Origin of the sequence: Poseidonocella pacifica (assembly GCF_900111875.1) — a bacterium.
GTDB lineage: Bacteria > Pseudomonadota > Alphaproteobacteria > Rhodobacterales > Rhodobacteraceae > Poseidonocella > Poseidonocella pacifica.
This window is the reverse complement of the sequence record NZ_FOJU01000001.1, coordinates 630,880-647,394: the sequence shown is the minus strand read 5'-3', so window position 1 is coordinate 647,394 and position 16,515 is coordinate 630,880. Positions and strand designations below refer to the sequence as shown.

Annotated in this window: 19 protein-coding genes; 10 read left to right on the top strand and 9 right to left on the bottom strand. The window is 62.7% G+C overall.

Annotation, left to right across the window (positions count from 1 at the left end; genetic code table 11):
* Positions 1-175: 175 nt before the first annotated feature.
* Positions 176-1,501 carry an aspartate aminotransferase family protein gene (locus tag BM234_RS03080; protein WP_092060495.1) on the bottom strand — a complete coding sequence of 442 codons (1,326 nt, stop codon included), beginning with the start codon at positions 1,499-1,501 and terminating at the stop codon, positions 176-178.
* A gap of 83 nt (positions 1,502-1,584) precedes the next feature.
* A complete protein-coding gene (locus BM234_RS03075) occupies positions 1,585-2,208 on the bottom strand; it encodes a TetR/AcrR family transcriptional regulator (protein ID WP_092060493.1) in 624 nt (207 codons plus the stop codon).
* Between the two features lie 102 nt (positions 2,209-2,310).
* On the opposite strand from BM234_RS03075, the gene BM234_RS03070 reads away from it, so the two are divergent.
* The 5 genes from BM234_RS03070 to BM234_RS03050 are packed head-to-tail and all read left to right on the top strand — an operon-like array spanning position 2,311 to position 6,731.
* A complete protein-coding gene (locus BM234_RS03070) occupies positions 2,311-3,357 on the top strand; it encodes an extracellular solute-binding protein (protein ID WP_092060491.1) in 1,047 nt (348 codons plus the stop codon).
* Positions 3,354-4,202: an ABC transporter permease gene (locus BM234_RS03065; protein ID WP_092060489.1), complete on the top strand. Its 849-nt coding sequence runs from the start codon at positions 3,354-3,356 to the stop codon at positions 4,200-4,202. Before BM234_RS03070 ends, BM234_RS03065 begins: the two co-directional genes overlap by 4 nt.
* The gene (locus BM234_RS03060; RefSeq protein ID WP_092060487.1) at positions 4,199-4,966 is read left to right on the top strand and encodes an ABC transporter permease; all 768 of its coding nucleotides are present in this window, start codon (positions 4,199-4,201) and stop codon (positions 4,964-4,966) included. Before BM234_RS03065 ends, BM234_RS03060 begins: the two co-directional genes overlap by 4 nt.
* Positions 4,963-6,000 (top strand): ABC transporter ATP-binding protein, encoded by a 1,038-nt coding sequence (locus BM234_RS17820; RefSeq protein WP_092060485.1) that lies wholly within the window; start codon positions 4,963-4,965, stop codon positions 5,998-6,000. Before BM234_RS03060 ends, BM234_RS17820 begins: the two co-directional genes overlap by 4 nt.
* Positions 6,000-6,731, top strand: coding sequence for an MBL fold metallo-hydrolase (locus BM234_RS03050; protein WP_092060483.1), 732 nt, complete (start codon positions 6,000-6,002; stop codon positions 6,729-6,731). The genes BM234_RS17820 and BM234_RS03050 overlap by 1 nt, the downstream gene beginning before the upstream one ends.
* Here BM234_RS03050 and BM234_RS03045 read toward each other — a convergent pair.
* From BM234_RS03045 to BM234_RS03030, 4 genes are read right to left on the bottom strand one after another with little or no spacing between them, the layout of a single operon-like run.
* On the bottom strand, positions 6,728-7,147 hold the full coding sequence (locus tag BM234_RS03045; RefSeq protein ID WP_092060482.1) for an ExbD/TolR family protein: 420 nt from the start codon (positions 7,145-7,147) through the stop codon (positions 6,728-6,730). The genes BM234_RS03050 and BM234_RS03045 overlap by 4 nt on opposite strands.
* A 4-nt stretch (positions 7,148-7,151) precedes the next feature.
* Positions 7,152-7,532, bottom strand: a complete 381-nt coding sequence (locus BM234_RS03040; RefSeq protein ID WP_092060480.1) for an ExbD/TolR family protein — start codon at positions 7,530-7,532, stop codon at positions 7,152-7,154.
* A 53-nt stretch (positions 7,533-7,585) separates the two neighbouring features.
* Complete coding sequence (locus BM234_RS03035) at positions 7,586-8,407, bottom strand: GNAT family N-acetyltransferase (protein WP_092060478.1); 822 nt, start codon at positions 8,405-8,407, stop codon at positions 7,586-7,588.
* Positions 8,404-9,081 carry a GntR family transcriptional regulator gene (locus BM234_RS03030; protein ID WP_092060476.1) on the bottom strand — a complete coding sequence of 226 codons (678 nt, stop codon included), beginning with the start codon at positions 9,079-9,081 and terminating at the stop codon, positions 8,404-8,406. Before BM234_RS03030 ends, BM234_RS03035 begins: the two co-directional genes overlap by 4 nt.
* 231 nt (positions 9,082-9,312) lie before the next feature.
* Between BM234_RS03030 and BM234_RS03025 the strand changes: the two genes are divergently transcribed.
* The 5 genes from BM234_RS03025 (at position 9,313) to BM234_RS03005 (ending at position 14,009) form a co-directional block, all read left to right on the top strand.
* Entirely contained in the window at positions 9,313-10,284 is a 972-nt protein-coding gene (locus BM234_RS03025; RefSeq protein WP_092060475.1) for an ABC transporter ATP-binding protein, read from the top strand.
* A gap of 28 nt (positions 10,285-10,312) precedes the next feature.
* Positions 10,313-11,578, top strand: a complete 1,266-nt coding sequence (locus BM234_RS03020; RefSeq protein ID WP_092060473.1) for an ABC transporter substrate-binding protein — start codon at positions 10,313-10,315, stop codon at positions 11,576-11,578.
* A 70-nt stretch (positions 11,579-11,648) separates the two neighbouring features.
* On the top strand, positions 11,649-12,512 hold the full coding sequence (locus BM234_RS03015; RefSeq protein WP_092060471.1) for an ABC transporter permease: 864 nt from the start codon (positions 11,649-11,651) through the stop codon (positions 12,510-12,512).
* Position 12,513: 1 nt separating this feature from the next.
* Positions 12,514-13,350, top strand: a complete 837-nt coding sequence (locus BM234_RS03010) for an ABC transporter permease (protein ID WP_092060469.1) — start codon at positions 12,514-12,516, stop codon at positions 13,348-13,350.
* The gene (locus tag BM234_RS03005; RefSeq protein WP_092060467.1) at positions 13,350-14,009 is read left to right on the top strand and encodes an aspartate/glutamate racemase family protein; all 660 of its coding nucleotides are present in this window, start codon (positions 13,350-13,352) and stop codon (positions 14,007-14,009) included. The genes BM234_RS03010 and BM234_RS03005 overlap by 1 nt, the downstream gene beginning before the upstream one ends.
* On the opposite strand, the gene BM234_RS03000 is transcribed toward BM234_RS03005, so the two are convergent.
* From BM234_RS03000 to BM234_RS02990, 3 genes are read right to left on the bottom strand one after another with little or no spacing between them, the layout of a single operon-like run.
* On the bottom strand, positions 13,990-14,745 hold the full coding sequence (locus tag BM234_RS03000; protein ID WP_175501202.1) for an ABC transporter ATP-binding protein: 756 nt from the start codon (positions 14,743-14,745) through the stop codon (positions 13,990-13,992). The two genes, BM234_RS03005 and BM234_RS03000, sit on opposite strands and share 20 nt — an antisense overlap.
* Positions 14,742-15,602 carry an ABC transporter ATP-binding protein gene (locus BM234_RS02995; RefSeq protein ID WP_092060465.1) on the bottom strand — a complete coding sequence of 287 codons (861 nt, stop codon included), beginning with the start codon at positions 15,600-15,602 and terminating at the stop codon, positions 14,742-14,744. Before BM234_RS02995 ends, BM234_RS03000 begins: the two co-directional genes overlap by 4 nt.
* Positions 15,599-16,513 (bottom strand): ABC transporter permease, encoded by a 915-nt coding sequence (locus BM234_RS02990; RefSeq protein WP_092060463.1) that lies wholly within the window; start codon positions 16,511-16,513, stop codon positions 15,599-15,601. Before BM234_RS02990 ends, BM234_RS02995 begins: the two co-directional genes overlap by 4 nt.
* Positions 16,514-16,515: the final 2 nt, after the last annotated feature.

The window sequence follows — 16,515 nt, the reverse complement described above, 5'->3', positions numbered from 1 at the left end:
TGCTTAGGGGCGCCCGGTTCCAGCGACGGGGATTTCCCAAACGGATCACCTCGTCGCGCCGCAGGACTGCGCCGGACATGGGGGGATAAACCCTGTGATCGATGCCCAAGTTGCCGCCATTTTCGCGCCTCGCGACGCGGTGCGGGTGGACCGCGAAAGGGTGGGACAGGCGCGTTCAGTGCGCCAGAGCGGTCTCGATGGCCCCGGAAAGGATGCCCACCAATTCATCGATCTGGGCGTCTGAGATGATGAAGGGCGGCGCAAGCAGGATGTGATCGCCCTGACGCCCGTCGATGGTGCCTGACATAGGGTAACAGATCAGCCCTGCCTCAAACGCCGCCGATTTGATCTTGGCGGCCAACCCGCGCGCGGGATCGAAGGGGGCTTTGGATTCCCGGTCCGACACAAGCTCCACCCCGCGAAAGAGGCCGCGCCCCCGAATATCACCCACGTGGGGATGCGGGCCCAGAACCTCTCGCAGGCGCCGGTCAAGAAGCGCGCCCTGCGTCTGGACACGGGCCAGAAGATCACGCTCCAGAATGGCGGACAGTACGGCGTGACCAGCGGCCGCGGCCACCGGATGCCCCATATAGGTGTGCCCGTGCTGGAAGAATCCCGATCCTTGAGAGATGGCCTCATAGATCGCACTGGTGCAAAGCATGGCCCCGATAGGCTGATACCCCGCGCCCAGACCCTTGGCGATACAGGCGATGTCGGGGGCGACCCCATCCTGCTCACAGGCAAAGAGCGTGCCGGTCCGGCCCATACCGCACATCACCTCATCAAGGATCAGCAGAACCCCGTGGCGGTCACAAATCTCTCGGATCCGCTTGAAATAGCCCGGTGCGGCGGGAACGGCCCCGGCGGTGGCCCCCACCACCGGCTCTGCGATGAAGGCCATCACCGTTTCTGGGCCAAGCCGCAGGATCTCCGTCTCCAGCGCATCGGCGGCGCGCACGCCATAGGTTTCCGCGCTCTCACCACCGCGCTGGTTGCGATAGGCATAGCACGGGTCGATATGGCTCATCTCCAGCAGGAGCGGGCCGAACTGTTTGCGCCGCCATTCGTTGCCCCCCGCCGAAAGCGCGCCGATGGTGTTGCCGTGATAGCTCTGCTTGCGGGCGATGAGGTGTTTGCGCTCCGGCTCACCCTTCTCGACCCAATACTGCCGGGCCAGCTTGATCGCCGCTTCGGTCGCCTCGGACCCGCCCGACACCAGATAGACGCGATCCAGATCGCCCGGCGCGTTGGCAATCAGAAGATCGGCAAGGCTCTCGGCAGGGTCGGAGGTGAAGAATCCGGTATGGGCAAAGGCAACCCGGTCGAGTTGATCACGGATCGCATCCAGAACCTGCGGATCGGAATGCCCCAGACAGGACACCGCCGCACCGCCCGACCCGTCAAGATAACGCTTGCCAGTTGAATCGATCAGATAGCAGCCATCACCGCCCGAAGCCGTGGGCAAGGTTTTGTGACAATGGCGGGGAAAGACGTGCGACATGGGGCGTCCTGACCTGTGATGCGCGTGGTTCGGCGCAGCCTATTCGCCCCGCCCCGCCTGTCAACGCGGATCTGTCGCCCGCGTCAGGTCTTGCCGGGGGACATGAGCCGCGACAGGGGGCGGATCTGCTCCGCAAGGGTTTCGCGCAAGGCATGGAGCGGCATCGCCTCATCGCGGACAAAGTCGATGAAGATCTGATTGAGCGTGTTGAAGACGACCCTGCCAAGCGGCCCCGCATCCACATCGCCCCGCACCTCGCCGCGCTCTTGCAACGCGGCGATCAGGTCGGTGACCTGCGCCGCAAGTTTGCTGTCGAGTGCGCTGTAGCGCACACCGTTCGGCGTGCCCGGCGCCTCGATCGACAGGGCCATGGCCATGCGCCACATCTCCTTGGAGAGGTATTCGAGCGAATGGTCGTAGTATTGAAAGATCAACGCCAGCAACGCGGCCTCCGCCCCGTCGGGAGGCTCCGCGACGATGCCCTCCCCAGCGGCAAGAACCTCCTCGACCTCCATGGCGACTGTCGCGATCAGGATGTCGCCCTTGGTGCGGTAGTAATTATAGACCGTCCCCACAGAGACCTCCGCCGCCTCGGCGAGATCTTCGATGCGCACCTTGCGGTATCCCTCACGGCGAAACTGCGACGAGGCCGCCCGCAGGATACGCGTCTCCCGCGCCGCTTTCTGTTTTTCGCGCAAACCGGCCATTTTTCTCAAACTCTCCTGCCCGCTGTGTATTTTATTGTTGACTATAAAAATGAACCTGTTCAACTTTTTTCTCAAGAACGACCACCAACAGGGGAAACAACGATGAAGAAACTGACATTCGCCCTTCTGGGCAGCACCTGTCTCGCGCCAGCGGCCATGGCGCAGGAGGAATTGAACGCGCTCGTCTGGTGCGATCACACTGATCCGGCGCTGATCGAACCCTTTGAGGAGGCGCATGGGGTCAAGGTCAACCTGCGCGAATACGAAGGTACAGGCGCGGCTCTGGCCCTTCTGGAACAGTCGCGCCCCGGTGATTGGGATGTGCTGGTGATCGACGGTATCGACGTGTTCCGCGCCGTCGATGCGGGCCTTCTGGCAGAGATCCCCGCCGATCAACTTCCGACCGGGGATTTCTTTCCCGAAGTGGTGATGGCGGAGAACAACGGCGCGGATGGCAAGACCTATGCGGTCACCGAAAAGTTCGGCTACAACACGATTTCCTACAACTCCGACAAGGTCGATCCGGCGGATATGGAAGACCTCACCAAGGTGTGGTCCGAGAAATACGACGGTCGCCTGACCATCTACGATTACTACCTGCCTGTCATGGGGCTCGCGGCCATGTCCGCCGGGATCGACACCGCCGACATCAGCGCCGACACCCTCGAAGAATTGGGCACTGTTCTGACAGACATGCGCGGACGCGCGGCCTCCGTCGCCGGCGTCGTCGCGAGTCAGACCGCCCTGGCCACGGGTGAGGTCGATATCGTCGTGGGCGGCGGCGAATGGCTGACTGCCGTTCTGGCCGAAGAGCAACCCGAACTGACCTGGACCATCCCCGAACAAGGCGCGGTGCGCTGGGCGCAATCCATCGGGGTGCTGGCCGATAGCGAAAAGCCCGACCTTGCGCTGGAATTCGTGAAATACATCGTCTCCCCAGAGGGGCAAGCGCGGCTTGCGACCTCCTCCTGCTTCTGGGGGATGCCTGCGAATGCCGAAGCGGGGGCGCATCTTTCGGACGCGCAGAAAGCTGTTTTGCGCTGGGATGATCAGCCCGACTATCTGGCCCGGACGCAGCTTTACCCCGCGCCTGACATCGATCTCGATATAGAGATGCAGGACCTGTGGCTGGAGACGCTGAGCCAGTGATAGCGCGCGATACACTCAAGGGTTGGGGCTTTGTTGCCCCGGCTCTGCTCTGGACGCTGGCGTTCTTCGTCGTGCCCTTTGTCGTGATGGGGGCGATGAGCCTTGCCACGCTCGAAGGGCGCACGCTCGTCTGGGGGTTTTCGCTGGCGAACTATGCCGAGCTTGCGCAGAAGGCGTACCTCTGGCGCGCGGTGCTCGTCTCGCTCGAAATCACCCTCACGGTTACCGTCCTGTCTATCCTGCTTGCCTATCCGCTGGCTTGGATCATCGCCTTTCGCGTGCCGCCGCGGTGGCAGCGGCTTGCCCTGCTGCTTGCGATCCTGCCCTTCTGGACCTCCTATGTGGTACGGTCCTATGCGTGGCTTCTGGTGCTCTCGCGCGAAGGGGTGGTGAACAAGGCGCTGATGACGCTCGGCCTGATCGCGGAGCCGATCACGCTGGCCAATACCCGCATCGCGACGGTGACGGGCTTTGTGCATTTCTTCGTCATGCTCCTGACGCTGACGATCTTTGCCAACCTCATTCAACTCTCGCCCAATTACCGACGGGCGGCGATGGATCTTGGGGCCAATGCGTTTCAAACGTTTCGGCATGTCATCCTGCCGCTCACCCTGCCCGGCATCGTGACCGGTGCCTTCCTGACCTTCGTGCTCTGTATCGGCGATTACATCACGCCGCAGATCCTCGGGGGAAACAACGAATTGACCGTGCCGCAGGTCATCATGGTGCAGCTTGGCCGCCGCGCGGACTTCCCGCTCGCCTCGGCGCTTGCCATCGTGCTGATGGGGCTGGTGACACTGGCGTATCTCGGATGCGCCCGCTGGTTGAGGCTTGACCGGATATGAGAGTGCTTCCGTGGATCTACCTCACCGCCGCCTTCGTCTTCATCTACCTGCCCGTCGGGGCACTGGTGCTGTTCTCCTTTCAGGGGGGCGGGCTTCCGGTGCCGCCCTTCGACGGGCCGAGCTTGCGTTGGTATGCGGACATTCTGGGGGATGAAGACCTCGTCGCCGCGCTTTTGCACTCACTCGCGGTGGCTGGCGGGTCCTCCGCCGTGGCCTGCACCTTGGGCTTCCTTGCCGCCTACGGCCTTGCGCGGCATGTCATGCCGGGATCGGCCCTGGTGCGGGGCCTGCTGATCGCGCCTCTCACCGTCAGCTACCTCATCGTCGGCCTTGGGCTTTTGATGGTGCTCCAGCGCCTCGGCCTTCCGCTCTCTCTGATGACGGCGGGGATCGGCCATGTGGTCATCAACCTGCCGCTCTGCTTTGCCATCATCTATGCCTCCATGGGGGCGCAGCAACAGAATGCAGAGCGCGCCGCCCGCGACCTCGGGGCGCGTGAGTGGCAGGTGGTCACGCTCGTGACCGTGCCGATGCTGATGCCCGCCCTGCTCGCGGCCTTCTTCCTTTCGGTCACGCTGAGTTGGGATGAGTTCATCATCTCTTTCCTGCTGACCCGTTTCGATGTCACGCTTCCGGTCGAGATCTGGTCACTGCTGCGCTCTGGCCTCTCGCCGCGTCTGAATGCCATCGGCAGCCTCGTTTTCCTCGTCTCCATCGTCGCTGTCTTTCTCGCCGAATTGCTCATCTTCAGGAAACGCCCATGACCGCCCCCGTTTCGATCCAACATGTCGACCACTGGTTCGGCACCTATCAGGCCCTCACCGATATCGAGATGGAGATCGCCGCCGGGGAGTACATCACGCTGCTTGGCCCCTCCGGGTGCGGCAAGACGACCTTGCTGTCGGTTCTTGGCGGGTTCATCGCGCCGTCGGTTGGCCGCGTGTTGATCGGGGGCGCGGACATGACCCATGTCCCCCCCGCCAAACGGCCCACCACGACGATGTTTCAGGATTACGCCCTGTTTCCGCATATGACCCTGCGCGACAACGTCGGCTTCGGGCTGCGCATGGGGGGGATGGGCCGCCGAGCACGCCATGCAAAAGCCGAGGAAATGCTGGGCCTAGTGGGGCTTGCCGACGCGGCCAACAAGCGCCCGCATGAATTGTCCGGGGGGCAGCGCCAGAGGGTGGCCCTTGCCCGCGCGCTTGCTGTGTCTCCCGACGTTCTGCTGCTGGATGAGCCGCTTGGCGCGCTCGACCTCAAACTACGCCGGGCGATGCAGGACGAGCTCAAACGTATTCAGCGCGCCGTGGGCACGACCTTTGTGCACGTCACCCACGATCAGGAAGAGGCGATGGCCATTGCCGACCGGATCGTGGTGATGAATGCTGGCCAGATTGAGGATCAGGGCCCCCCGGCGCGGATCTATCAAAAGCCCGCCAGCCTCTTTGCCGCTGGCTTCATGGGGGAGATGAACCGCATCCCCGCCAAGGCCAGCGCGCATGGAATCGAAACCCCCTTCGGCCAGCTGCCACTTGCGGCGCCCGGGGCCGGTCCGCTGACCCTCTGTTTGCGCCCGGAGGCAATTGGCACCGGTGCGGGGGCGCTGTTCATCGGCCCTGCGACGGTCAGGGATGCGGCCTTCTTCGGCACGCATTGCCGCGCGCACCTGTCGCCCGAGGCCGCGCCCGATCTTACCCTGATTGCCCACCTGCCCGCCGCATCCTGCCCGGCGGAGGGAGAGACGATCACCCTCGCCGCCGATCCCGCAGCGGCCAGCGTCTTTGAGGCAGCGTGATGGATCGCGCCAAACCGGAGGACTGGTGGCAGGTCGAGCGAAAGGGCGATGATGTCTCGCTCATATCGGAGCCGCACATCAAGGAATTCTATCGCTGCAACTGTTGGCATGTTCGTGGCCGCGACCGCGATATGCTGGTCGATAGTGGTATGGGGGTCGTCTCCCTGCGCGACTGGGTGCCGCTGGTTACCGAACGGGCGCTGAGCGCGGTGGCGAGCCATACCCATTTCGATCACATCGGCTGTCACCATGAATTTCAGGACCGTCTCGTGCATGAGGCCGAAGCCGAGATCCTCGCCTGCCCCGCAAACAGGGCCACTCTCGCCGATCCTTACGTCACCGATGAGATTTTCGACCAGCTACCGCCGGCACCCTATCAATCCACGACCTACGCCGTGAAAGCCGCACCCGCGACACGTACCGTAGTGGATGGCGACCTGATTGATCTGGGGGATCGGCATTTCGAGGTGATTCACACGCCCGGACATTCCCCGGGTGGCATCGCGCTGTGGGAAGCGGCGACCGGCATCCTGTTTTCCGGTGACATCGTCTATGATGGCCCGCTGATCGAAGACACGTATCACGCCGATGCCGCCGATTATCATAGCTCCATGGTTCGGCTCTATGATCTGCCGGTGCGGGTGGTTCACGGCGGGCATTTTCCCAGCTACGGCCCTGAGCGGCACCGGGAAATCATTCGCGCGTGGCTCGACGCCAAGGACCGCGCCTAGTTCGTCGCCGTCACAAGCTCCACATCCGAAAACCCGAGCGCCCCGAGCTTGGGGAGCAACTTGGCCAGTTCCGTCGCCGGAACCCCCTGATCCGCCCGCAGTGTCAGGGGCGGTGCGGCCTCACCCTCGCAATCTTCTGCGGCACAAAACGCGGCTCGTTCCGCCTCCAATGCCGCGAGGGCTGCCTCTTCCCCAAGTGCATCGCGAAAGCCTAGCTCCGCCTCGGGACTGAGATAGAGCGTGAACTCCCCGACAGGCTGTTCGGTTTCCGCCGCTTCGGGCGGCGTGACTTCGAAGGGTTCCGGCGGGGCGATCTGTGCCGTCATCAGAAAGAAGATGAGGAGCAAAAAGACCACGTTGATCATTGGCACCATGTTTTCGCTTGGCGCGCGGCGGGGGGCTTCTGTGAAACGCATGGGGCTACTCCACCAGAACGATCTGATTGAACCCGGCATCGCCGAGCGTCTGCATCACTTCGACGATCCGTTGCAGGCTCGCCTCATCTCTCGGGCGCAGGATGATCGTGTCTTCGGGCTTCTCGGTCAGGCGTTCGATTTCTGCGGCCAAGGCATCGGCGGCAATCTCCACCCCGTTGAGCCGTATTCCCTCAGGCAGTACATCCACCAGTCGGGGGGGGCCGGTGTATTCCCCGCCTGACTGTCCCGCCACCTTGAGCGGCAGGTGCATGTCCATCCCGAACCGTGACGCGAGCATGAAGAACACGAGCAGCAGGAAGACCACATCGATCATCGGCGTCAGGCTTGGTTTGCGACGCGGCCTTGGGTTTTCAAGCTGAAACATCGGTGCTCCCTGCGAGGTTTCCCTTGTCCTAGTAAATCAGTCAGATTTGTCAATCACCCCAGTTCGAGCGTGGCGACGCCCCAGAGCGTTCCGTTCACGTCGGGCGGCGTGCCACGATACATCCGCGCCGTGGAAAAGCCGCACGTAAATCCCGACTTCTCGAGCGCGGCGATCAGGTCGCTCTGGCTGTCCGGAACATCCACGATCAGATCAGGGTCAAAGATCTCCGCCGCCGCGTTCAACAGGCGCAGAGCCGCCGGTGCGTCGCGCGCGATCAACGGCCCCACCTTGACCCCCTGCCGGCATTGCCGGATCGTCACTACCCCAGCCGGCCCATACGCCGTATCCAACAGAAGCGTGCGCCGGGTTGCCGTTTGCACAAACCAGACGGCGAGAAACCGCGACCGATCAACACCTGTCGCACGGCGGTCAAGCTCCATCAGGCGAGAAAAGTCCCCTGCGGTCGCCGCGCGGATTGCAGGATCGCGCTGCGCCGCGATACGGCCGTGCAGGCGATGGGTCGCCCCCGCCCGGACAAATCCCGATAGGGCATAGTTCCCTTGCTGCGCAGCGACACCGTCGAGCCCAACGGTACGTGGCCCGGCATGGGCGAGGCCGTGCCGCCACAACGCATAGCCAATCTCCAGCCCTCGAAACTCCGGCTTGCAGAGATAGAGCCCCAGAAAGGCAAAACTGGCCGAATGGTTCACCACTGAGATGGCGGCGATGGGCACCCCTTTTGCTTCGGTCACGAAGAACCCATGCGGATCAGCGGCGCGAAAGGCGGCCGCATCCTCCAGTCCGGGATTCCACCCTTCGTCTGCGGCCCAATCGAGCATGAGGTCGATATCATCGGGCCTTGCCACACGCATCATGACAGCGCCTCCTTCAGCGATTGCGGTGCGGAACTCCGGTTGCGCAGGTCGAGCGAGGTCAGCAGGTCGAGCAGATGGCTTTTCATCAGTGCTTCGGCTTCCTCGCCTGCCCCACCGGCCAAGGCGCGCAACAGCGCATCATGGGCGTGACTTTCGCAGAGCGCCGTGCGCCGCGCCCAATATAGCGCGATGATGAGCGATGAGCGCGCGACGAGCTGTGCGATGAATTCCGCGATCGTGCTCTGATCCGCGATGCGCGCGATTTCTATATGAAAAAGCCCAGAGAGGTGCAGCGCCCGGCCAATATCGCCCGCATCAAGCGCGGCGTGTTCGTCGTCGATATGCCGTTGCAGCGCGAGGATGTCGGACCCGGTGATCCTTTCGGCGGCAGAGCGCGCGGTTCGCGGCTCCAGCAAGGCACGCGCCTCGAACACTTCCCGCGCCTCCCGCACCGAAGGCCGCGCGACGAAGGCCCCGCGATTTCGGCGTAGGTCCACGAGATGCTGATGAGAGAGCTGTTGCAGCGCGGCGCGCACGACCGTGCGGCTTACGCCAAAAACCTCGCCCACCTCATCTTCGTTCAGCTTCGCACCGGGTGCGACCCGGTGTTCATGGATGGCCAGCGCCAGTTCCTGCGCGACCCTCTCGCTCCCCGACGACCGGATTTCCACCATATACCGCCCACTTGTGATTCACCTGAGCATGGGGACCAAACCAATTGCCGCGCAAGCGCCGCCAGTTCGAATCCAATATCGTATACAATTCTGGTTCAGATTTTGCGCGTCCCTGCATGTGGTGCGCCGAAAAAATAGGCAACACGCGCGGCAGACGGAGATCACGGCGCATTCTGCTTTCGAATCCGGCTTCGGCGCTTCCACATAAATGCAGCAATACGGGGAACAAAGATGCGCAGCGGAGCAGATCTCGAATTGGTGCATGTGACCAAGCGGTACGGCGATACCGTCGCCGTCCGTGATGTCAGCCATGTCTTCAAGGGGGGCAGCTATGTCTGCCTGCTGGGGCCTTCTGGCTGCGGCAAGTCCACCACTCTGCGCATGATCGCGGGCCACGAGGATATCAGCGACGGGTCCATCGTGCTGGAAGGACAGGATGTCTCCTACCTGCCGCCCGCGCGCCGTGGCACGGCGATGATGTTCCAGAGCTATGCGCTCTTCCCTCATCTCTCCGTGCGCGACAACGTCGCTTTTTCGCTGCGCATGAAGGGGATCGACCGCGCCGAACGGGACCGGGCGGCGGGTGAAATGCTTGAGCTGGTCGATATGGGAACCTATGCGGAACGACTTCCCGCGCAACTCAGCGGCGGGCAGCAACAGCGGGTCGCGCTGGCCCGTGCGCTGGTCACGAAACCGCGGGTTCTGCTGCTGGATGAGCCTTTGTCAGCGCTCGACCCTTTCCTGAGAGTACGCGTCCGGGCGGAACTCAAAAAGCTGCAACGCGAGTTGGGCATCTCCTTCCTGCACGTCACCCACGGACAGGATGAGGCGCTCGCCCTCGCGGACGAAATCGTCGTAATGAATAACGCCGTTATCGAACAGGCAGGCAACCCGCGCGATGTCTTTGCCGCGCCGCGCACCGAATTCGTCGCCCGTTTCATGGGGGGGCACAACGTGCTGTCGGAAGGCGGGGTTCGCTATGCGCTGCGCGCCGATGATGTGCGACTTGGCCCCACGGGGCGGCCCGCGATCGTGCGCACCGTGGAATATCAGGGCGCCCACGTGGCCGTCACGGCCGAGATGAGCGGCACCGAAATTCTCGCCCTCGTTCCCGAGGCGACCTTCTTTTCCGATCCAAAGAATCCGGGCGATGCCGTGGGGCTGGCCTGGGACGAGGGGCGGCTCCACCGTCTCCAAGCTTGATACAACCGACCAACAGAGAGGACCAACGATGAGCAAGATCCGCTATAGCCGACGCTCGATCCTGAAATCCGGGGGCGCCGCCGTTGCCGCCTCCGCCCTGCCCGCGCCGATGATCTGGGCGCAGGAGATCAAGGACATCACCTTGCGCCAGTTCGGCACCGGGGTGTCCAACCTCAACGAGGTGGGCCAGAAGGTAAAGGAAGAGCTTGGCTTTACACTGGAAATGACCGCGCTCGATTCCGATAGCGTGACACAGCGCGCCGCGACACAACCGGGCAGCTTTGACATCGCCGATATCGAATACTGGATCTGCAAGAAGGTCTGGCCGACGGGCAACCTGCAAGCGATGGACGTCAGCAAGATCAAGAACTACGACAAGATCGTCGGCATCTTCAAGGACGGCAAGCTGACCCCCGAGAGCGTGGTCGCCCAAGGCACCGCCCCCCATACCGTCGGCTTCGTCGAGAGCGAAGGCTCCACCTCCTTCGCGAGCGAAGAGACCAACTGGATGACGCTCATCCCGACGATCTACAACGCCGATACGCTTGGCATTCGCCCCGATCTCATCAAGCGCCCAATCTCCAACTGGTCCGAGCTTCTGAACCCTGAGTTCAAGGGCAAGGCGTCGATCCTCGACATTTCCTCCATCGGGATCATGGACATGGCGATGGTCTGCGAATCCATGGGAGAGATCGCCTATGGCGACAAGGGCAACATGACCCGCAACGAAATCGACCAGACCTTTGCGATCTTCACCGAGGCCAAACGCGCGGGCCAGTTCCGCGCCTTCTGGAAGACATTCGACGAGAGCGTCAACCTGATGGCCTCCGGCGAAGTGGTGATCCAGTCGATGTGGTCCCCGGCGATCACCGCCGTCAAATCCCGCGGCATTCCATGCGTCTATCAACCGCTCGAAGAGGGCTATCGCAGCTGGGGCGGTGGCATCGGCCTGTCCAAGGCCCTCACGGGCATGGAGCTGGACGCGGCTTATGAATACATCAACTGGTATCTCGATGGTTGGGTCGGCGGCTTCCTGATGCGGCAAGGCTATTACTCCGCCGTGCCGGAAACCTCCAAGAACTACATGAGCGCCAACGAGTGGGGCTATTGGTTCGAGGGCAAGGAAGCGGTCGAGCCAATTGCCAACCCCTTCGGCGACGTGATGGCCCAACCCGGAGAGGTCCGCGACGGCGGCTCCTTCTATGAGCGTATGGGCGAAGTTGCCTGCTGGAACGCCGTCATGGACGAGAACCAGTACATGGTCCGCAAATGGAATGAGTTCATCGCGGCGTAATGCCGTACACGCGGGGGGCCACCGGCCTCCCGCATCCCCTCCACGACCAGAGCGAAGAAGAAAGGCCGGGATGGACCGCATCTTGAAGAGCCGCAATGTCATGGGCTGGGCCCAAGCCAGCCCGCTGGCGCTGATCCTGTTCGGGTTCCTCGTCCTGCCGATCCTCACCATCACGGTGGTGAGCTTCTGGCGGGCGACGGAATTTTCCATCATCCCGGCCTTCAGCCTTGAGAATTACGCGTTCCTCTTCGGCTCCGATGTGACCTATCGGGTGTTCTTTGCCACGTTCAAATATGCCGCGATCACCTGGGCGCTGACTCTCGGGATCGGCTTTACTGTAGCCTTCTACCTCGCCTTCCACATCCGCAGCCAGACGATGCAGATCGCGCTGTTTCTGCTTTGCACGATCCCGTTCTGGACCTCCAACATCATTCGCATGATCTCCTGGATCCCCTTTTTGGGGCGCAATGGCATCGCCAACCAGACGTTGATTTCATGGGGCGTGATCGACGAGCCGCTGGAATGGCTGCTCTATTCGGATTTCTCCGTGATCCTCGCCTTCGTGCATCTCTATACGCTGTTCATGGTGGTGCCGATTTTCAACACCATGATGCGCATCGACCGATCACTGCTCGAAGCCGCGCGAGACGCCGGGGCAAGCGGGTTTCAGACGCTGGTGCATGTGATCTTTCCGCTCACCAAGCCGGGCATCATGATCGGCACGATCTTTGTGGTCACGCTGGTGATGGGCGATTTCATCACCGTGCGCTTCATGTCGGGCAGTCAGAAGGCCAACGTGGGCCGGCTCATCTCCAACGACATAGCACTGTTGCAATATCCTTCGGCGGCCGCGACTTCCGTGGTGCTGCTTTGCACCGTCCTGCTGACGATCGCGATCCTGCTGCGCTTCGTCGACATTCGCAAGGAACTCTGAGATGGAACAGCGCCCCCGCTCCTTCTACATTCTCACGGTCTTCTTCGCCCTGTTCATCCTGTTTCTCTATGGGCCCACGCTGACCATCGGCATCCTGTCGTTTCAGGGGCCGCAAGGCGGCCTGACCTTCCCGATGAACGGTGTCTCCATGCACTGGTTTTTCGACCTCTTCGAGCAGCAGGCAGTGGGCGACATCTGGGGCGCCTTCAGACGTTCGCTCGCCCTCGGCCTGATGGTCATGGTCACGACGGTGGTCATTTCGGTGATGGGCGGCCTTGCCTTTCGCAAGAGATTTCGCGGCTCTGGCGCCTTGTTCTATCTGATCATCGCAAGCCTCGTGATCCCCTCGATCCTCATCTCCCTCGGGGTTGGTCTCATCTTCAATCAGCTTGGGTTCAAGATCCACTGGGCCACGTCGGGCTTCGGGTCGCAGTTGACATGGACCCTGCCCTTTGGCCTGCTCATCATGTTCGCCGTCTTCAACCGCTTCGACAAAAGCTATGAGGAGGCCGCCAGAGATCAGGGCGCGACCCCGTGGCAGACAATCCGCTACGTTGTCCTGCCGATTATCGCGCCCTCGCTCATCGGTGTCGCCCTGTTCGGCTTCACGCTGTCCTATGACGAATTCGCGCGGACCCTGCTCACGGCGGGCAGCTACAACACCCTGCCGCTGGAGATCTTCGGGATGACGACGAATGTCACGACCCCGGTGATCTATGCGCTCGGCACGCTCACGACGCTCTTTTCGCTGGTGATCATCGGGGCCTGCATGCTTGCCCTCATGGTCATGGCCCGGCGGCGTGCGCGGCACGGATCGGATGCCGGCAGGGGCGTGTGATGCGGGTCCTTTTCCTCAACCCCAACTCGTCCGTCCACATGACGCAAAGCATCACCGAGACCGCGCGAGACGTCCTGCCGGAGGCGGATATCCTCGGCTGGACCAATCACGACGGTCCCCCGGCAATACAGGGCCCCAAGGACGGAGAGGCCGCGATCCCCGGTGTTATCGCACAACTGGATCGGGCGCGGGATGCAGGCGTCGATGTGATCGTCATTGCCTGTTTCGACGATGTCGCCCTCACCGAAGCCCGCGCAGCGGCGCATTGCCCCGTGATCGGGATCGGACAGGCTTCGTTCCACATGGCAGCGTTGCTTGGCGGGCGGTTCGGCGTCGTCACCACCGTGCCGGAGGCGGCCCCCGTGATAGAGGCAAACATTGACGCCTTGGGCTTCACGCGCCTCTGCACCGGCGTGCGCCCCAGCGGGCTGGGGGTGTTGCAGGTAGAGGCCGGAACCCCGCCGGTCCTTGATCGATTGGCCCGCGAAATTCTGGCGGCGAAGGAGGACGGGGCCACCTCCGTCGTTCTGGGTTGTGCCGGTATGGCGCGGCACCGGGCGGCGCTCTACGGGCGCACCGGTGTTCCCCTTGTCGACGGTGTGCGATCCGGTGCGGCGCTCGCCTTGGGTCTGGCCCGGCTCAGCCCCGCGCGCTTCTGAGGCTGCTGTCCAGCAGGTGCTGCGTATAGGGGTGTTTGGCCTCCAGCCGGCGCATCTCCTCCACGCCCAGTGTCTCAACGATTTCACCGGACTGCATGACCGCGATCCGCTCACATATATGCCCGACCACACCCAGATCGTGCGACACCATGAGATAGGTCAGGCCGTGCCGCGCGCGCAGGTCGGTCAACAGGTTCAGGATCTCCGCCTGTACGGAAACGTCGAGCGCCGAGGTCGGCTCATCCAGAAGCAGGATGCGCGGATCGGGCGCAAGGGCGCGGGCAATGGCCACGCGCTGTCGCTGTCCCCCGGAGAGTTGATGCGGATAGCGAAAGCGATATCCCGGCCCAAGACCGACATCCACCAGCAACTGGTCAATGCGGGCGTCAATATCGCGAAACCCGTGTAGCTTGAGCACTTCTGACAGGACCTGATCGACGGTGTGGCGGGGATGAAGCGAGGCGTACGGGTCTTGAAAAACCATCTGCACCGTCTTGTAGAAAGCTGGCGTTCGCCCGACGCCAAGCGCCTCTCCCATGACGCTCATAGAGCCGCGCCACGTCGGAACGAGGCCGGTGATCGCCCGCAGCACGGTGGATTTGCCCGATCCGCTCTCCCCGACCAGCCCGTAGCTGGCGCCCTCCTCCACATCGAGGGAAAGGTCGCGCACGGCAAAGACATGCTCGCGCCCTTCGCCAAACCAGACGTTCAGCCCTTCAATCGTCAGCGCGCTCATGATGACGCCACCACCGACGGCGCGTCGCGCCATGCGGGATCGCGCTTGAGCACTTCAAGCCTCGGGCGTGGATTTTGGAGATTGGGCACAGAGTTCAACAGTCCCACGGTATAGGGATGCACCGCCTCATGAAGGCGTCCCGCCTCACAAACCTCGACGATCCTGCCTGCATACATGACGGCCACCCGATCACAGAAGTTGGCCACGAGGTTGAGGTCGTGACTGATGAAGATGAGGCCCATGCCACGCTCGCGCACCAGCTTGTCCATGATTTCCAGCACCTGAAGCTGCACAGAGACATCGAGGGCGGAGGTCGGCTCATCGGCGATGAGAATTTCCGGATCGGGGATCAGCATCATGGCGATCATGATCCTCTGCCCCATGCCGCCCGATACCTCATGCGGATACAGCGTCATGACGCGCTCGGGGTCTCTTATGGCAACTGCGTCCAGCATCTCGATCGCGCGCGTTTGGGCCGCGACCTTGGAAGTGCGCCGGTCATGGGCCCGCAGTGCTTCGACGATCTGCTGGCCGACGGACATGACCGGATTGAGCGAAAACTTCGGGTCCTGCATGATCATGGAAATATGGCTGCCCCGAATGGCGCGCATCTGCTTTTCGCTCGCGGCGAGAAGATCGACCTCGCCCATCCTCATCCGGTCCGCCGTGACCTGACCCGGTTTGCGGATGAGCCGCAGGATCGCACGCCCTGTCATGGACTTGCCCGAACCACTCTCCCCCACGATCCCCAGCCGTTCCTTGCCCAGCGTAAAGGAGATGCCCCGCACCACTTCGGCGATCCCGCCACGGGTGGGGAATTTCACGGAGAGGTTTTGCACATCAAGCAGAGGGGTCATGCGCCGCCCTCCTTCGGATCAAGCACATCGCGAAGCCCGTCGCCCAACAGGTTGAACGCCAGCGAGATGGAGAAGATGGCGAGGCCGGGCACAGTCGCGACCCACCAGTGATCGAGGATAAATTTGCGTCCCTCAGAAACCATTGCCCCCCATTCGGGGCTGGGCGGTTGCGCGCCAAGGCCAAGAAACCCGAGGCCCGCCGCCGTCAGGATGATCCCGGCCATGTCGAGAGTGACGCGGATGACGAGAGAGGAGATACAGAGCGGCCAGATGTGCCGCATCACGATGCGCACCGGTCCTGCGCCCTGAAGCCGGATCGCGTGGATGAAATCGGAATTGCGGATCGTCAGGGTCTCCGCCCGAGCAATCCGGGCATAGGGGGGCCACGCGGTGAGGGAGATCGCCAGAACGGCATTCTCGATCCCCGCCCCGAGCGCGGCGACAAAGGCAAGCGCGAGGATGAGCCGTGGAAAGGCTAGAAAAATGTCGGTGACCCGCATGAGCACCACATCGAGCCAACCGCCCGCGTATCCCGCGACCGTCCCGATGATCAGTCCCAGCAGCGGCGCGACCAGCGCAACCAAAAGGACGATATAGATCGAAATGCGCGCGCCATAGAGAACGCGGGAGTAGATGTCGCGCCCCAGACTGTCGGTCCCGAAGAGATGCCCGTCGGTGCCCGGCGCAAGCAGGCGCGCCCCCAGATCCTGCGCGAAGGGATCGTGGCTTGCCAAGAACGGCGCGAAAACAGCGGCGAGCAACAAGAGCGCGAGGAAGATCAACCCGGCCATCGCAAGCGTGTTGCTGCGCAGGTTGAGCCAGCCGACATACCACGCAGAGGCGCGGGCCTGCCGGCGCGAGGTCGGTGCCTCTGCGAGCAACCATGCCCGCAGGGTCGAAGGATCGGTCATCT

Bases quoted from the DNA above. Each gene is read 5' to 3' on its own strand.
- BM234_RS03080 (WP_092060495.1), bottom strand. From the start codon at position 1,501: ATGTCGCACGTCTTTCCCCGCCATTGTCACAAAACCTTGCCCACGGCT.
- BM234_RS03075 (WP_092060493.1), bottom strand. From the start codon at position 2,208: ATGGCCGGTTTGCGCGAAAAACAGAAAGCGGCGCGGGAGACGCGTATC.
- BM234_RS03070 (WP_092060491.1), top strand. From the start codon at position 2,311: ATGAAGAAACTGACATTCGCCCTTCTGGGCAGCACCTGTCTCGCGCCA.
- BM234_RS03060 (WP_092060487.1), top strand. From the start codon at position 4,199: ATGAGAGTGCTTCCGTGGATCTACCTCACCGCCGCCTTCGTCTTCATC.
- BM234_RS17820 (WP_092060485.1), top strand. From the start codon at position 4,963: ATGACCGCCCCCGTTTCGATCCAACATGTCGACCACTGGTTCGGCACC.
- BM234_RS03050 (WP_092060483.1), top strand. From the start codon at position 6,000: ATGGATCGCGCCAAACCGGAGGACTGGTGGCAGGTCGAGCGAAAGGGC.
- BM234_RS03045 (WP_092060482.1), bottom strand. From the start codon at position 7,147: ATGCGTTTCACAGAAGCCCCCCGCCGCGCGCCAAGCGAAAACATGGTG.
- BM234_RS03040 (WP_092060480.1), bottom strand. From the start codon at position 7,532: ATGTTTCAGCTTGAAAACCCAAGGCCGCGTCGCAAACCAAGCCTGACG.
- BM234_RS03035 (WP_092060478.1), bottom strand. From the start codon at position 8,407: ATGATGCGTGTGGCAAGGCCCGATGATATCGACCTCATGCTCGATTGG.
- BM234_RS03030 (WP_092060476.1), bottom strand. From the start codon at position 9,081: ATGGTGGAAATCCGGTCGTCGGGGAGCGAGAGGGTCGCGCAGGAACTG.
- BM234_RS03025 (WP_092060475.1), top strand. From the start codon at position 9,313: ATGCGCAGCGGAGCAGATCTCGAATTGGTGCATGTGACCAAGCGGTAC.
- BM234_RS03020 (WP_092060473.1), top strand. From the start codon at position 10,313: ATGAGCAAGATCCGCTATAGCCGACGCTCGATCCTGAAATCCGGGGGC.
- BM234_RS03015 (WP_092060471.1), top strand. From the start codon at position 11,649: ATGGACCGCATCTTGAAGAGCCGCAATGTCATGGGCTGGGCCCAAGCC.
- BM234_RS03010 (WP_092060469.1), top strand. From the start codon at position 12,514: ATGGAACAGCGCCCCCGCTCCTTCTACATTCTCACGGTCTTCTTCGCC.
- BM234_RS03005 (WP_092060467.1), top strand. From the start codon at position 13,350: ATGCGGGTCCTTTTCCTCAACCCCAACTCGTCCGTCCACATGACGCAA.
- BM234_RS03000 (WP_175501202.1), bottom strand. From the start codon at position 14,745: ATGAGCGCGCTGACGATTGAAGGGCTGAACGTCTGGTTTGGCGAAGGG.
- BM234_RS02995 (WP_092060465.1), bottom strand. From the start codon at position 15,602: ATGACCCCTCTGCTTGATGTGCAAAACCTCTCCGTGAAATTCCCCACC.
- BM234_RS02990 (WP_092060463.1), bottom strand. From the start codon at position 16,513: ATGACCGATCCTTCGACCCTGCGGGCATGGTTGCTCGCAGAGGCACCG.